The organism is Bradyrhizobium sp. USDA 4510 (genome assembly GCF_054059095.1).
In genome coordinates this window covers 9,042,639-9,057,021 of sequence record NZ_JBSSBT010000001.1, presented here as the reverse complement: position 1 = coordinate 9,057,021, position 14,383 = coordinate 9,042,639, and the positions used below count along the sequence as shown (strand labels likewise).

Genomic DNA, 14,383 nt, shown 5'->3' with positions numbered 1-14,383 from the left:
CGGCCAATGGATCAAGAAGTGGACCCCGCTCTGGCGCACGCCGATGCCGTTGCGCTGATGCCGGGCGACGCCGCGCTCAAGGTTGGTGACAAGCCGGCCTCACCGGAAAGGCCCGCCTGGGGCGCCGTCGCGGCCATGATGCTGGGCGTCACCGCACTTCTGACGGCCGAGTTCCTGCCGTCCGGTCTGTTGACGCCGATGGCGCGCGATCTCGGTGTGAGTCCGGGCCTCGCCGGTCAGGCCGTGACCGCGACCTCGCTGGCCGGGCTGGTCGGAGCATTGTTCACGCCGACACTGACGCGCAGGTTCAATCGAAAGCCGGTGCTGCTCAGCTTTTCGATTCTCCTGGTGATCTCCAATCTGCTGGTGGCGCTGGCGCCGAGCATCACGTTCCTCCTGGCCGCGCGGATCGTGCTCGGCCTTGCCATCGGCGGGTTTTGGGCGATGGCGGCAGCGACGACGATCAGGCTGGTGCCGCCATCGCTGGTTGCCCGGGCCTTGTCGATCGTGATGAGCGGCATTCCCGCCGCGATGATCATTGCCGTTCCGCTCGGCAGCTATCTCGGCGAGGTGGCGAGCTGGCGCTCCGTGTTCCTGCTCGCGACTGCATTGGGCGCAGCGGTATTCGTCATCCAGGCACTCGCTCTGCCGCGTTTGGCCCCAAGGGGAGAAGCCGGGCTCGACACCCTGATCGACATCCTGACACGGCCGGGGATCGGCGCCGGCATCTTGGCGGCAACGTTGGTCTTCACCGGACACTTCGGCTATTTCGGCTATATCCGTCCATTCCTTGAGAGCGTGACGGGGCTGGGCGCCGCCGGAGTTGCGGCGACCTTGCTTGCCTTCGGCGTCGCCAACTACCTCGGCTCGTTCGCGAGCGGGCTGATGGCCGAGCGCAAACTCAAGCTCACGCTGATCGCGATGCCGCTGGCGATCAGCGTGATCGGTCTGTTGCTCTCGGTCTTTGGCAAGGACGTCATTCCAGCTCTGGTGCTGGTCGCACTCTGGGGATTTGCCTTCAGCGGCGTACCGGTCGCGACCACGACCTGGATCACCCGCATGGTGCCCGACGAGACCGAGAGCGGGACCGGACTGACCGTGGCCTCGATCTTCCTCGGCATCACCATGGGCGCGGCCGGCGGCGGGCTGGTGCTTGATCTGATGGGCGCAGCCGCTGTGTTCGTAGCGGGCGCAATTCCCCTGGTGCTCGCTGCATTGCTGATCGCCAGCAAGGTACGCACCGGGGCGCCCTGACGGGTCTTTCCGGGAGCGGACCCCGGCGTTTGGAAGATTCAGGGTGGCCGCCCGCGTGACGATGCAGCGTGGGGCCGGAAAGGGGGCCTTCTCAGAACCGGGACTTTAGGGCTAAAAGGGCCGTGAACGCGGCCCTTTGGCGCGTTTTTTGCTGATTTCTCTGGAAAACAGCTCCTAAACGCCCCATTTCTTTGAGAAAGCCCATCATGACTCGTGTCGATGCCCATGGATTGAAGATTGCCCCTGTCCTGTTCGATTTCATCGCCAAGGAGGCGACGCCGAAAACCGGGATCGCCCCGGATGCGTTCTGGGCCGGACTTGCCGCCATCATCCAGAAGCTCGGACCGAAGAACCGCGAGTTGCTCGCGGTCCGCGACACGCTGCAGGCCAAGATCGACGACTGGCATCGCGCCAACAGGGGCAAGGCGTTCGACATCAACGCCTACACCGCGTTCCTCAAGGACATCGGCTACCTGCTGCCCGAGCCCGCGACCCACAAGGTCGAGACATCAAATGTCGATGAGGAAATCGGCAAGATCTGCGGCCCGCAGCTGGTGGTGCCGCTCACCAACGCCCGCTACGCGCTGAACGCCGCCAACGCGCGCTGGGGTTCGCTGTACGACGCGTTCTACGGCACCGACGCGATCCCGCACGATCCGAGCGAGGCTGGCCGTGGCTACAACAAGGCCCGCGGCGACAAGGTGATCGCGAAGGCGAAGGCGTTCCTCGACGCCGCCGTGCCGCTTGCGACCGGAAGCCACACCGACGTCACCTCCTACGCCGTGATCGCGGGCAAGCTCTCGGTCAAGCTGAAGAGCGGCAACTCGACCGCGCTGAAGAACGCCGCCCAGTTCGCCGGCTATCAGGGCGACGCCGCCCAGCCTTCCGCGATCCTGCTCGTCAACAACGGCATGCATGTCGAGGTCAAGATCGACCGCAACAACGCGATCGGCAAGGATGACCCGGCCGGCGTCGCCGACATGATCCTGGAATCGGCGGTCTCCACCATTCTCGACATGGAGGACTCGGTCGCTGCCGTCGACGCCGAGGACAAGGTGCTGGTCTATCGCAACACGCTCGGCCTGATGAATGGCACGCTGTCGGCCGATTTCGAGAAGGGCGGCAAGACGCTGACCCGCTCGCTCAATGCCGACCGCGTCTACAAGAAGCCCGACGGCAGCGAGCTGAAGCTGCACGGCCGCAGCCTGCTGTTGATGCGCAATGTCGGCCACCACATGTTCACCGACGCCGTGCTCGACGCCAAGGGTGAGGAAATCCCGGAAGGCATCCTGGATGCCGCGGTCGCCGGCCTGCTCGCGATCCACGACCTCAAGGGCAATTCCAAGGTCAAGAACAGCCGCACCGGCTCGGCCTATATCGTCAAGCCGAAGATGCACGGCCCCGACGAGGTGACGCTGACCTGCGACCTGTTCGCCGAGGTCGAGAAGATGCTCGGCCTGCCGGAGAACACGCTGAAGGTCGGCATCATGGACGAGGAGCGCCGCACCACGGTCAACCTCAAGGCCTGCATCCAGCGCGCCTCCAAGCGCATCATGTTCATCAACACCGGCTTCCTCGACCGTACCGGCGACGAGATCCACACCTCGATGGAAGCGGGTCCGATGATCCGCAAGAACGACATGAAGGCGCAGCCGTGGATCAAGGCCTATGAGGACTGGAACGTCGACAACGGCCTGATCGACGGCCTGCCCGGCCATGCCCAGATCGGCAAGGGCATGTGGGCCGCCCCCGACAAGATGGCCGACATGCTGGTGCAGAAGATCGGCCATCCGCAGGCCGGTGCCACCACCGCCTGGGTGCCGTCGCCGACCGCGGCCACGCTGCACGCGCTGCACTATCACCAGGTCAATGTGATCGCCCGCCAGCAGGAGCTCGCCAAGGGTGGGCCGCGTGCCAAGCTCTCCGACATCCTCACCATTCCGGTGTCGCAGTCGAACTGGGCGCCCGACGATGTGAAGCAGGAGATCGACAACAACTGCCAGGGCATCCTGGGCTACGTCGTGCGCTGGATCGACCAGGGCGTCGGCTGCTCCAAGGTGCCCGACATCCACGATGTCGGCCTGATGGAAGACCGCGCCACGCTGCGCATCTCGAGCCAGCACCTCGCGAACTGGCTGCATCAGGGCGTCATCACCAGGGACCAGGTGATGGAGTCGCTGAAGCGCATGGCCGTCGTCGTCGACAAGCAGAACGCCGGCGATTCGCTCTACAAGCCGATGGCGCCCGCGTTCGATGGCACCGCCTTCAAGGCCGCCTGCGACCTGATCTTCGAGGGCCGCACGCAGCCGAACGGCTATACCGAATACATCCTCACCGCGCGCCGCCGCGAGGCCAAGGCCGCGGGCTGATCTGCAAGCGATCGCAACGACAAGCAAAAGCCCCGGCGATAAGCCGGGGCTTTTTTGTTGGCGCCGCAAGTGACGCCGGGAAGAGCCGGACGCGATCACCTGCCGTCGCAAGGGCGCACTGCCAAATTATCGAAAACAACCCCATGCAAAGGTGCCGGCGGATACGGCGACTTGACTCGTCGGGCAAATCAGCTCTACATTTCCATTATCCCGAAATCGTGCAGACGCCCTCGCCGTGTCACCCCCCGCTCATGCATGCGGGTGACGACACCGAGAAGCTGTTTGACAACTTGAATCACGACCGCCGCCATTGTCGTCCTTGCCTGGTGCGCAATTGCGCACCAGGCAGGGACGACGATGAGGATGGTTGCGCTTCGCTCCTCGCAATGACGGATCTAGAACACCGCCAGATACTTCAGCAGCGAGATGATGCCGATGATGATGACGACGGCGCGCGCGATCTGCTTGGCGCGGCCGTCGAGCGGCAGCATGTTGATGAGATAAAGAACGAGAATAACGACAAGGAAGGTGACGAGTACGCCGACGAGCATGCGGAGCCCCCTGATGGCATCGGTGAATGTGCTGTTCGCCCTTTGCTAACGTGCAGGAGGCAGGCCGGTTCCGCGCCAGGAACCGAAGGCGGCCGCCCGCATGTGATCGACGCTACTCGCGCGCCACCACCGCCGGCCGGCCATATTTGGCGCGGATGCGATCCGGCGCCGGCGTGAAGTTGAGCTGCGCGCCGCGCCGGTCCGGACGGCTCACCGACATCAGCCCGTCCTTGCCGGCGACGATGTCGCCCTTGCGCAAGGTCGGATCGTCCTCGATTTTCACCGCGGCGAGGCCGACAGAGTCCTTGCCGTTGCAGGTGCAGCCCGAGACCAGCTCGTCGCGATAGCGGAACGCGTTCGGCAGCTCGGAATACGGCTTGCCGTCTTCCGTCGCGGCGTTGTCGATATTGCCGCCATAGACCACTTCGGTCGCGCTCGCCGGACAGAAGCTGTTGCAGCTTTCCGCCTTGCTCTGGTTGCCGGTCGACGCAAGCGGGAAATAGCGGCCGTCGCAGGTCCGCACGCAATAGGCCTGGCCGACGTCATAGCGTGGACGGCGCTCGACCCGCGGCATCATAGGCGGCCCATCGTCGAACGGCATCCGAATCATCGGCGGGCGGCCATGCATGAAGCCGCCGAACAGTTGCGAGAAGAAATCCTGGGCTTGCGCCGCAGGCGCAAGGGACAGGCCAAGCACTGCCGCGGTCCCGAACGCCCACCGCCTGGAGTATCGCGTCACCATCACCGGCCCTCAGTACAACATCGATCGTCAGTACAACGAGGAAGCCGTCGGGATGTTCATCGCCTGACGCCCGGACGGCAGCGTCGCCGCCGCGGGGCGCGGCCGCGCCGCGGCCGGCCGGACCGAGATCTGCGTCGTGGTCGGGCCGATCTCGCGCGCGGCGAGGTGCGGCGCGTTCTTCGGCAGCACCACGACCCTGGTGCCGACATCGACCCGGCTGAACAGGTCGGAAACGTCTTCATTGGTCAGGCGGATACAGCCGGACGAGACGAACTTGCCGATCGTCGAGGGATCGTTGGTGCCGTGGATGCGGTATTCGCTGGAGCCGAGATACATCGCGCGCGCACCGAGCGGGTTGCCCGGGCCGCCGGCCATGAAGCGCGGCAGATAGGGCTGGCGCCTGATCATCTCGGCGGGCGGATGCCAGTCCGGCCATTCGGCCTTGCGGCTGATGGTCTGTGTGCCGGCCCAGGTGAAGCCCTCGCGGCCGACGCCGACGCCGTAGCGGATCGCCCGGCCGCCGCCGAGCACGTAATAGAGTGCGGTGTTGCCGGTATCGATGATGATGGTGCCGGGCGCCTCAGTCGTGTTGAGCGCGACGGTGGTCCGGCGCAGCCGCTCCGGCAGCGCGCCGTCCTCGCCGGCAATCGAGGGGTCGTTCATCACCTCGTCGGCGGGAAATGCGCCCGACTGCGTCGACGCATAGCCGAGCGCGGAAGAACGGACCTGGGCGCTGGCCGACGTGGCGACAACAAACGGCGTCGCAAACAGGACGCTGGCGAAGGCAAAGGTGCGCGCGGCGCGCGACGCAAGCCGGCGGCTGGAAACAGACTGCTGTGTCATGTGCTGCCCCTGGACGGGATGCGCATCGTGGTGATGCGATGCCGGGCCAACGCGCATGGCCGCGAGTCGGTTCCGCCGCGAGTCGTCGCGAAGCCGCGATTGTCAACCCGTCACGTCTCACGAACGCGCGACGGAACTTTCCGAGGAGCGGCCCGTTGTCATCGCGCCATTCGACGCGCGGGGCGACCACGCGGCGGGTTTGTTCGTCCTCACGCGGGAGGAGTTCGGTGCGCGCCTTTCCAAGTGAAGACCTGCTTGGCAAAGCGCCCGAAGGCACGCCAGTCCCCGACAGCAAGATCGAACTGCCGCCGGTTGTCAGCCGCGCCGAGGCCGTCGCTTTCGCATTGATGGCCCTGCTGGTTATTGTCATTGTCGCGGTGCTCTATTTCGCACGCGCCTTCTTCCTCCCGATCACCATGGCCTTCATCGTCGGCACCATGCTGTCGCCGGCGGCGAGCATGCTCGAGCGCTATCGGATTCCGCGCGCGCTCGGCGCGGTCGTCATCGTGATCGCGGTCGGCGCCGCCGTCAGCTTCATGGTCGGGCTGATTGCCTCGCCGGTGATGGAGTGGAGCTCGCGGCTGCCCGAGCTCGGCGCGATCCTGAAGGAGAAGCTGCGCGTGTTCGACCGGCCGCTCGCGCTGTGGCAGGAATTGCAGACCATGGTCGGCGGCTCCGATACGCTGGCCACGCTCCAGCTGCCGAAATTCGAATGGGTGCAGCCGACGCTGGAATTCCTGTCGCCGACCTTCGCCGAATTCCTGCTGTTCATCGCGACCCTGATCCTGTTCATCGCAAGCTGGAAGGATCTGCGCCGCGCACTGGTGATGGCATTCAGCGAACGCACGGCGCGGCTGCGTACGCTGCGCATCCTCAACGAGGTCGAGACCCATCTCGGCAATTATCTTCTGATGGTGACCATGATCAATGTCGGCGTCGGCATCGTCACCGGCGCGATCTGCGCAGCAACGGGCATGCCAAATCCGGCTGGGCTCGGTGCGCTCGCCGCCACGCTGAACTTCGTTCCGATCATCGGGCCGATCGCGATGTTTGTCGTGCTGGTCGCGGTCGGCATCATCGCCTCGCCGACCATCGGCGCCGGGCTGATCGCGCCGGCCTGCTTTACCGTCGTGACCTTCATGGAAGGACATTTCGTCACGCCGACGATCGTCGGCCGCAGACTGTCGCTGAACGCGCTCGCAGTCTTCCTGGCGCTGGCGTTCTGGACCTGGCTATGGGGCCCGATGGGCGCCTTCCTGTCGTCGCCGCTCCTGATCGTGGCACTGATCGTCAAGGAGCATTTGATGCCGGTCAATTCGCCGCAGCTGCCGGAGGACTAGTGTCCCGAATCCGAAGTTCGCATCATTTGCCGTACCTTCGGAGCGAACTTCGGATTCGATAAGGACACTAGCAAACTTATGATTCTAGTGTGCTTTATGAATGCGAAGTTCGTGAAAGTGGCTGGCGCGAAATCGCACGAACTTCGCATTCAGCACACTAGCAAGGCGTTCTCGAGCGAAGCCGGCACCGTTTGAAAGCCCGGTTTCACGGCTGGAACCATGCACCGCGCGGCGCGTTTTTGCTCCAGCACGCAAGTTCTCCGGGAGCTTTTCGATGTCGAGCACGGACAGCGCATTTGGGATCAAGAACATGACGGACAAAGCGACCTACGAACGCCTTGAAAAGGATGTCACCGCCGTGAAGAACGATATCGCCGCCCTCACCGAACAGATCACCGACGCGCTGAACTCGTTTGCCAACAACGCGGGCAGGCAGGCTCGCCGCCGCTACAAGGATGCGCGCGCCAGTGCGGAAGATACACTCGACGACATGTCGGAGCGCGGCAGCGCGATGATGGGCGCGGCGCAGGATGCCGCATCCTCGATCGAGGAATCGCTGGAAGATATGATCACGCAGCGGCCGCTGGCGACGGTCGGCCTTGCGCTGGGTCTCGGCTTCCTGATCGGCGTCACCTGGCGCCGCTAGGCAATCTGCGGTCTCCGGGGGATGAGCCCCATGGTGGCGGTCACGCGGAAACCACCCCTCTGGATGCGATGGCGGCGCTGGCGCGCCGCCGCCGCGTTTGTCGACGCGCTCTTCAGGGCAAGGTTCGAGGCAAGATTCAGGACAAGATTCAGGGCAGGGCTGGTCGATGCTTCAGCGGCTGATCAATGACGTCAAGGATACCACCGGCAACGCGCTGCGGCTGACGTCGCTGGCCGCGGCCGCCGCGATCGCGCTGTTCATCACCATCGGCTTTCTGTGCGCCGCCGCCTTCGTCTACGTGCTGCAGCACTACGGGCCGGTGGAAGCGTGCCTCGCCGGCGCTGCGCTGTTCCTTGTCGTCACGCTGATCACCGCCAGCGTCTACATCGTGCGCAAGCGCGAGATGCGCCGCCGCGCCGAGAAGGCGGCAAAAGCCGCCGCGGCCAATGTGTTTGCCGATCCCGTGGTGGTCGCCACCGGCCTGCAGATCGTGCGGGCCATCGGGGCGAAGCGGCTCATCCCGATCCTGGCGATCGGCGGCCTCGCACTTGGCCTGATGGCAGGCCGCAGCGCTGCCAGCGGCGGCGAGGCGGACGAGGAGGAATAGCCTGCGTTGCCCGGTAAGGTGCAAACCGCAACTGAACATCAAGCCGGGCGATGACGCCGTCGACATTAGACGACTGTGCGCCCTTTTCAGGTCACGCAGCGGCCGGGCTGCAGCAGCTTGGCCACTTCGGTCAGCACGCTGACCACGGGCTCGCAGGCCACTTTGCGGGTGTCGCCGGGCCGTGCCCGAGCCGGCACCGCGGGGCGATGGCGCGCCTCTTCCTTGGCCACGGGGACGCGGACCAGCACCGACGTATCGGGAAGCCGCTCGACCTTCAGCGCAACGGTCCGGCTCGGCAGGCCGATGACCGGAACCGTGGAACGGTCGGTCTTGGCGGCGCGATTGACGGCGCTCTCCGGCGCCAGTGCGGTGGTGACCTGCTGGCGGCCGATGAGATCGTGGCCAGATGCCAGCTGGACGGCGCCAAGCGTCAGCCCAGCCGCCAGCGCAGCGAAAATTCCCATCTGAATCTTTGACATGGTGATGTCCCTCGCCCCATGGAAATTCGCTCGACGATCCCTTGGCGATCCCGGACACAACGCGAACGAAACCCGCGGGGTTCTCGCGTCCGGCCATCACTTAACCGTGTACGAAAATATTTTCGCTTGTGCGGAACGACTCAGGGGGTCTGCGAGTCTTTGGAAGAGCCGGTTATTCCCCCTGCCCCATTGACCGGCGACGTAGGGCGCGACCGTGGTGATGCCGGTCGCGCCCTGCTCTTTTCTGGTGTGCCGCAAACGATGCGTCAGCCGGCCTGTCGCTCACCGGTCGCAATCGAAAAATCTGAAACCAATGGCCCGGTCCTCCCACTCGCGAGAGGACCGTCCGCGTCAGGCATTGTCGTTCGATGGCATGTCCTGGGATCGAACAACCGTCACTTCACGGCAGGACGGGCAACGACCGACGTGAAACTTGATTCCGGTTGTCTGGTCGTCGACGAGCATCAATTCGCTCAAGGGCTCACCGCATTTGCAGGTGACCGTTTTCTGATCGGCAAAGTACATCTGACGTCCTCCATAAGCCTGGAGATTTCTCGTCTTCGGGGCGAGCTTGTTTGCGCCGTGCTCGCCCCCTCGCTTCCGCTCCTTCTCGGTCGATCAGATCCGGGCCATCCGGATTGGTGGGTGTGACTCCAAGCGCTTATTTCGAAGCGGATTTCGTCTTCCGTAACTCCGCAGCTTCGCGCGCCTGCCGTTCGGCCTTGAGGCGCTGGAAGTTGTCGTAGAACGCCTTCTCGTTGGCGCGATGCTCCTTCATCGCCTGCGATGCATCTTGCTGACGCTGCGCATCACGGTCCTTGCGCTGCTGGGGAGTAAGATTCATGCGACCTCCGACTAAGCTCTTGAATCAACGCTGGATTCAACGCACGAGGCCGGAAAAGGTTGCACCTTGGCAAGCAACTGGATCTATTTGCGCAGGCTCGCCCAGACGCCGCCGAGGATCAAAAGGCCGCCAACCAGATGGATCAGCTTCGGCGGCTCGCCGAGGATGATCCAGGACAGCAACGCGCTCGCGATCGGTGCGACGTAGAGCACCAGCGAGCTCCGCACAGAGCCGAATCTCGCGCCGAGCCAGGCGAAGCCGGCATAGGCGATCAGGCCGGGCACGAGGCCGGCGAAGACATAGGCCTCGAACGCCCGGGTGTTGAACACCTCCGCCGGCATGGCCCACATCTCCCGGAGCGCCTGCGGCAGCGAGCACAGCGCGCCGGCCGCCGAGAACAGGCTGACCCGAGCCAGCAGCGAGGCGCGCGGCGCGACGCGCGACTGCAGCAGCGTGTAGCCGGACCAGCCGAGCATCGCGCACACCACCAGGAGATCGCCCCAGGCCGCGCTCGATTGCGTCAGCGTTTCCAGATGACCGCCCGAGACGATCAGGAGCGCGCCGCCGAGCGCCAGCGCCGTGCCGAGCCATTGCAGCGGACCAATATGCTCGATGCCGAGCGCCGCCGAGATCAGCAGCACCATGATCGGCGACAGCGCGAAGATCAGCGCGATGTGGATCGCCGTGGTCGTGATGCCGGCGATGTAGACCGGGCCGCCGCACAGGAACATGCCGAGGAAGCCGGCGGCGAAGATCGGCCAGAGGTTCTGCGCCAGCGGGATCTTGCCGTCGCGGATCGCTGCGATCGCAAACGGGGCGAGGCCGATGGCGATGATGCTCCAGCGGAAGAAGGCGAGCGAAAACGGCGGCACCGAGCCGGCAAGCCCGCGCGCCAGAACCTGGTTGGAGGCCTGCCCGACCGCGACCAGGATGAAGCCCGTCAGCGCGACCGCGTCCTCCCAGCCCTTGGCGGGGCGGCTGACCTGCGCCTTCGGCGGCTCCGCATCCATGACACCGCCCCCTCAGCCGGCGCGCGATCGGCTCAGACGTCCGCTACTGCTCGGCCGCCTCGCGCTCCATGTCGCGGCCGGCGAGATCCTCGCCCTGCATGTTGGCGTATTCGCGCGCCATCTCGCGCATCAGGAATTTGGCGGGGACGTCGTGATAGCTGCCGTGGTCGTTGACATACTGCATGTAGGCGCGCCCTTCACCGTCGAAGGGATGCAGCAGTGCGTCGGCGTGGCCGTCGAAATCGAGCGGCTTGACGCCGAGCTTGGCGCACAGCGTGTCGTTGAAGGTCGGCGTCGCCTTGCGCCAGGCGCCGTCGACGAACACGTCGGTGAAGCCGTGCCAGGTGAACAGGTCCGAGCCCATGCTCTGGCGCAGCTTCTCGGTGGTGAGATGGTTGCGCACATCGGCGAAGCCGACACGCGCCGGGATGCCGTGGACCCGGCAGGCCGCGGCATAGAGCGCCGCCTTGCCGACGCAATAGCCGTTGCCGGCGGCGAGCACGCTGGAGGCCCGGTAGCTCTCGGGCGAGCGCATGCTGACATAGGGGTTGTAGCGGATGCCGTCACGCACCGCGGTGTAGAGCCGGCGCGCCTTGTCGCGCGCGCTGGCGTCAGACGGAACGGCGGCGCGGGCGAACGCCTCGACGGCGGGATGGTCGCTGTCGACATATTCGCCAGGGTCGGTGTAGAGGCGGCTGATCGTTTCCGGGAGATGCTCGGTCATGGCGCAAGCTTAGCAAGCCATGTGGGCAGTTCAATGCAGCACGTGCAGCCCGTCCCGCAGCGCTGCCCGGCCGGAGCCCCGCTCCGATTGAATCGAAACGGGGCTCTGGATTCTAGTTTTGACGCGTTTTCTTCACGCGAACCGGTGTCCGCTTCGCTCGAAAACACGCTAAAGCGCGATGAGATTAGCACTACTTTGGCAGATTGTGTTTTCGCCGCTGTTTTTCACGGATTTGCTTTCGGCAATATGGGCACTGCTGAGACGGCGGCCGAAGGATGAGATCGACGATGGCGTGACGTACGGCTGGCATGGTTGGCTGAGGCGGAGGCCCGTTGATTCTTTTTTTTCCGCCCCGCGTATGCGAGGCGACGATGTTGCAGGAAGGCGTAGGCAATCATTGTCATCAAGGCGTGGCGATGAAGACCTTGCCATGATCGCCCTTCGAAGTGATCAAGTCCAAGTTCCTCCTTCAACTGCTGATGCGCCTGCTCACAAATCCACCGTGCCTTGATGGTGGCGGCCAGCGTGCGCAGATCCGTCGCCGCCGGAAGATTGGCCAGATAGTATTTCTTCTCCCCGGACGCACGTTGCTCGCCAATGAGCCAGGCTTCGTCGCCTGGGAGATGCTGCTGACCTTTATCCCATATCCGCTGCGGAGGGCCGTCGGCGGTCCGGACACGGAGAGCAGCAAATTGGGCTTTCAGCCGACCTTTCGTCCCGCTACGCCAACTCACGGTTTTCCATTTGGCGCTGGCGAGCATTTGTTCTGCGGCAATCGATAAGATATCGGGCACGTGGTGCTTTCGTGGTTTTCCGCGGACCTTGGTAATCGGCCAAATGAGCTTCACATCGACCGGATACACTTTCTGGTGCCGAGGGATGCCGACAGCCCAGGTCAGCCCGCGCTCTGTTAGCCCTTGTCGAAACGGTGCGCTGAGGCCGTATCCTGCATCCGCCAGCACACATCCAAAGCGCACGTTGGCTGCCATCGCGCGGTCAATCTCGGCTAGAGCAATCTCGGGCTTGGACCGTGCCGTTCGATGTTCGACTGGCACGCGAGCGCGCTTCAAACGAGATATGTCGCTTGTCCAACTGTCAGGCAGAAAGAGACGTAACGCGACCATCACGGGCACTTCGCCGCGAGCAAGCGTCAAAGACACCAGCGTTTGGCAATTTGCCGTTTTACCGAGAGCCGACGCGTATTGAGCCGCAACACCGACCGAGCGCTCACCCTTCTTGGGAAGTGAGGTGTCATCAATAACCAGCACCGCATCCCTGCCGCCGACAAGTCGGTCCGCCTGGTTGAGCAGCTCTGTCTCCAGCGGCGTCGCGTCCCAGACACCGTCCGCAATGAAATGGTGCAACTGGTCGTAGTTGCTCGCGGCAAGGCGTTCCGCCATCGGCTGAACGCTCTTGCGATCGCCCGGACCGATCAATCCCGCAACATACAGAGGACACATCCGCTGCCGGGTCTTATGACCCAGCCGGTCCAAGAACGGCATCAGCCAGCGTTCGAGTTCGTCTTCCCATCCGGGCATGGTCAGCCCTCCAAGAGCCGACCACCCATGAATCATTGAAAAATTGATTCGGGAATCCTATAAAACGCGGCAAAATCAACAATCTGCCAAAGTAGTGTTAGGTTGAATCATCATCGCGTTTTAGCTCCTTGTTTGAGCATGATCTTCTCGGAAAACCGCTTCGCACTTTTCCGGATCATGCTTTAGTTCTTGAAGTGTTCGTCCAACTGCGGCGGCGGGTAGCTGCGTCGCCTCGCCTTGAAATATTCACGTGCGAAATGGATGCCGATCCCGATCAGGAACGGCGGCGCAAGCGCGGCGGCGATCATCAGCGCGGTGAGCGACTTCGGCGTCAGGATGTCGAGCACCATCGACGCCAGCAGCCACAGCGTGGCAGCAATCACCGCGACGTCGATATGCTTCATTCCCCGGTCTTTCCCTTGGTTCCTGGCTGCCATCCGGGTTCCATCCTACCGGCTGGTCCCGGACGCGCCAAGGATTCCGGGCGGCGGACGGTACCTCCCGCCCTTCACTTTCATGTTTGGAACGGCGCTTGCGCCGGCCACGTTGGTGCAGAAGTCCTGGATCCAGGATCAAATCCTGATCCGGATCAGCCGAGCACGGAGGCCGCGATGGGCAACTCCAGTGACATCCACAGCGGCGTCGACCATCCCGCCAGCCGGAACGGCGTCAACGATCCCGTCGACGGCGTCGATGTGAAGCGAAGCTTCAACGACAACCAGACGCCGCACGAACGTGCGCAATGGGCCGCCGATGTGCGTGCCGACGCCTCGCCTCGGCGGGGCGAACCGTTCCTGCCCGAAGCGCTGCGACGGCCGCCGACCGCACCGCTCAATCCACGCACCGGCCGCCGCGCGACTGACTAGGCTGTGAACGCCCGCACCAGCAGCAGGCCGCCGAACAGCGCGAAAATCGAGAGCGCGACGGAGGCCGCGATGTAGGTGCCGGCCGACCATAGCTCGCCGCGCTGCATCAGCACGATCGCATCGAGCGAGAAGGTCGAGAAGGTGGTGAAGCCGCCGCAAATGCCGACGGTGAGAAACACCCGCATCGCCTGGCTGGCATTCCAGCTCAGCGCGAACGCCTCCGCGAAGGCGCCGATCAGGAATGAACCCACGATGTTGATCACCAGCGTGCCCCAGGGAAAGTCCGTACCGACAAGGCGCCCCGCGCCGATCGCCACCAGATAGCGCGCGACCGATCCCAGCGAACCGCCGATCGCGACCGCCGCCAACAACTGAACGTTCAATGCTCCACCTTTCCGGCTCGCCATTCGACGAAGCCCGCCACCAACCCAAGCACGAAGGTCGCCGCGACCAGCTCGCCCGGCGCGCCGACCAGCAGGGCGACGACACCGACGAGCCAGATCGACCCGACCAGCGACAATGCGATTGAGAGTGAACCAGGAAGACCCGCCATGCGCTGTCCCTTCTCAT

19 protein-coding genes are annotated in these 14,383 nt (G+C 64.3%); 6 read left to right on the top strand and 13 right to left on the bottom strand.

The window, feature by feature from the left end:
* Positions 1 to 6: 6 nt before the first annotated feature.
* Positions 7 to 1,254 (top strand): MFS transporter, encoded by a 1,248-nt coding sequence (locus ACVMDN_RS42100; RefSeq protein ID WP_200844478.1) that lies wholly within the window; start codon positions 7 to 9, stop codon positions 1,252 to 1,254.
* Positions 1,255 to 1,460: 206 nt separating this feature from the next.
* Positions 1,461 to 3,623, top strand: coding sequence for a malate synthase G (locus ACVMDN_RS42095; protein ID WP_076824930.1), 2,163 nt, complete (start codon positions 1,461 to 1,463; stop codon positions 3,621 to 3,623).
* Positions 3,624 to 4,018: 395 nt separating this feature from the next.
* Here ACVMDN_RS42095 and ACVMDN_RS42090 read toward each other — a convergent pair whose 3' ends face one another.
* From ACVMDN_RS42090 to ACVMDN_RS42080, 3 genes are all read right to left on the bottom strand, one after another.
* Positions 4,019 to 4,174 carry a Thivi_2564 family membrane protein gene (locus tag ACVMDN_RS42090; protein WP_085970696.1) on the bottom strand — a complete coding sequence of 52 codons (156 nt, stop codon included), beginning with the start codon at positions 4,172 to 4,174 and terminating at the stop codon, positions 4,019 to 4,021.
* 112 nt (positions 4,175 to 4,286) lie between these two features.
* The gene (locus tag ACVMDN_RS42085) at positions 4,287 to 4,916 is read right to left on the bottom strand and encodes a DUF2865 domain-containing protein (protein ID WP_057016146.1); all 630 of its coding nucleotides are present in this window, start codon (positions 4,914 to 4,916) and stop codon (positions 4,287 to 4,289) included.
* Between the two features lie 27 nt (positions 4,917 to 4,943).
* Positions 4,944 to 5,759: a L,D-transpeptidase gene (locus ACVMDN_RS42080; RefSeq protein WP_076824961.1), complete on the bottom strand. Its 816-nt coding sequence runs from the start codon at positions 5,757 to 5,759 to the stop codon at positions 4,944 to 4,946.
* A gap of 227 nt (positions 5,760 to 5,986) precedes the next feature.
* Between ACVMDN_RS42080 and ACVMDN_RS42075 the strand changes: the two genes are divergently transcribed.
* A complete protein-coding gene (locus ACVMDN_RS42075; protein WP_076824927.1) occupies positions 5,987 to 7,099 on the top strand; it encodes an AI-2E family transporter in 1,113 nt (370 codons plus the stop codon).
* 84 nt (positions 7,100 to 7,183) lie between these two features.
* Here the strand turns inward: ACVMDN_RS42075 and ACVMDN_RS42070 are convergent, their stop codons facing one another.
* Entirely contained in the window at positions 7,184 to 7,384 is a 201-nt protein-coding gene (locus ACVMDN_RS42070; protein WP_141342503.1) for a hypothetical protein, read from the bottom strand.
* Here ACVMDN_RS42070 and ACVMDN_RS42065 point away from each other — a divergent pair.
* Complete coding sequence (locus tag ACVMDN_RS42065; protein ID WP_076824925.1) at positions 7,374 to 7,745, top strand: DUF883 family protein; 372 nt, start codon at positions 7,374 to 7,376, stop codon at positions 7,743 to 7,745. The genes ACVMDN_RS42070 and ACVMDN_RS42065 overlap by 11 nt on opposite strands.
* Positions 7,746 to 7,911: 166 nt before the next feature.
* Positions 7,912 to 8,352, top strand: a complete 441-nt coding sequence (locus ACVMDN_RS42060) for a hypothetical protein (RefSeq protein WP_076824923.1) — start codon at positions 7,912 to 7,914, stop codon at positions 8,350 to 8,352.
* An 86-nt stretch (positions 8,353 to 8,438) separates the two neighbouring features.
* On the opposite strand, the gene ACVMDN_RS42055 is transcribed toward ACVMDN_RS42060, so the two are convergent.
* The 7 genes from ACVMDN_RS42055 to ACVMDN_RS42025 form a co-directional block, all read right to left on the bottom strand.
* Positions 8,439 to 8,831 carry a hypothetical protein gene (locus ACVMDN_RS42055; RefSeq protein ID WP_076824921.1) on the bottom strand — a complete coding sequence of 131 codons (393 nt, stop codon included), beginning with the start codon at positions 8,829 to 8,831 and terminating at the stop codon, positions 8,439 to 8,441.
* A gap of 351 nt (positions 8,832 to 9,182) precedes the next feature.
* Positions 9,183 to 9,356 carry a hypothetical protein gene (locus ACVMDN_RS42050; RefSeq protein ID WP_168857994.1) on the bottom strand — a complete coding sequence of 58 codons (174 nt, stop codon included), beginning with the start codon at positions 9,354 to 9,356 and terminating at the stop codon, positions 9,183 to 9,185.
* A gap of 136 nt (positions 9,357 to 9,492) precedes the next feature.
* On the bottom strand, positions 9,493 to 9,675 hold the full coding sequence (locus tag ACVMDN_RS42045) for a hypothetical protein (protein WP_057016142.1): 183 nt from the start codon (positions 9,673 to 9,675) through the stop codon (positions 9,493 to 9,495).
* 83 nt (positions 9,676 to 9,758) lie between these two features.
* The gene (locus ACVMDN_RS42040) at positions 9,759 to 10,685 is read right to left on the bottom strand and encodes a DMT family transporter (protein WP_076824919.1); all 927 of its coding nucleotides are present in this window, start codon (positions 10,683 to 10,685) and stop codon (positions 9,759 to 9,761) included.
* Between the two features lie 43 nt (positions 10,686 to 10,728).
* Positions 10,729 to 11,409, bottom strand: coding sequence for a transglutaminase-like domain-containing protein (locus tag ACVMDN_RS42035; RefSeq protein ID WP_076824917.1), 681 nt, complete (start codon positions 11,407 to 11,409; stop codon positions 10,729 to 10,731).
* Positions 11,410 to 11,633: 224 nt separating this feature from the next.
* A complete protein-coding gene (locus tag ACVMDN_RS42030; RefSeq protein ID WP_076828966.1) occupies positions 11,634 to 12,983 on the bottom strand; it encodes an IS701 family transposase in 1,350 nt (449 codons plus the stop codon).
* A 146-nt stretch (positions 12,984 to 13,129) separates the two neighbouring features.
* Complete coding sequence (locus ACVMDN_RS42025) at positions 13,130 to 13,351, bottom strand: hypothetical protein (RefSeq protein WP_057016139.1); 222 nt, start codon at positions 13,349 to 13,351, stop codon at positions 13,130 to 13,132.
* Between the two features lie 207 nt (positions 13,352 to 13,558).
* Here ACVMDN_RS42025 and ACVMDN_RS42020 point away from each other — a divergent pair, with 207 nt between their 5' ends.
* Positions 13,559 to 13,813, top strand: coding sequence for a hypothetical protein (locus ACVMDN_RS42020; protein ID WP_076824915.1), 255 nt, complete (start codon positions 13,559 to 13,561; stop codon positions 13,811 to 13,813).
* Here the strand turns inward: ACVMDN_RS42020 and crcB are convergent.
* Both crcB and ACVMDN_RS42010 read right to left on the bottom strand, forming a co-directional pair.
* Positions 13,810 to 14,196, bottom strand: a complete 387-nt coding sequence (gene crcB, locus ACVMDN_RS42015; RefSeq protein ID WP_076824913.1) for a fluoride efflux transporter CrcB — start codon at positions 14,194 to 14,196, stop codon at positions 13,810 to 13,812. The two genes, ACVMDN_RS42020 and crcB, sit on opposite strands and share 4 nt — an antisense overlap.
* Complete coding sequence (locus ACVMDN_RS42010) at positions 14,193 to 14,366, bottom strand: hypothetical protein (RefSeq protein ID WP_156436118.1); 174 nt, start codon at positions 14,364 to 14,366, stop codon at positions 14,193 to 14,195. The genes crcB and ACVMDN_RS42010 overlap by 4 nt, the downstream gene beginning before the upstream one ends.
* Positions 14,367 to 14,383: the final 17 nt, after the last annotated feature.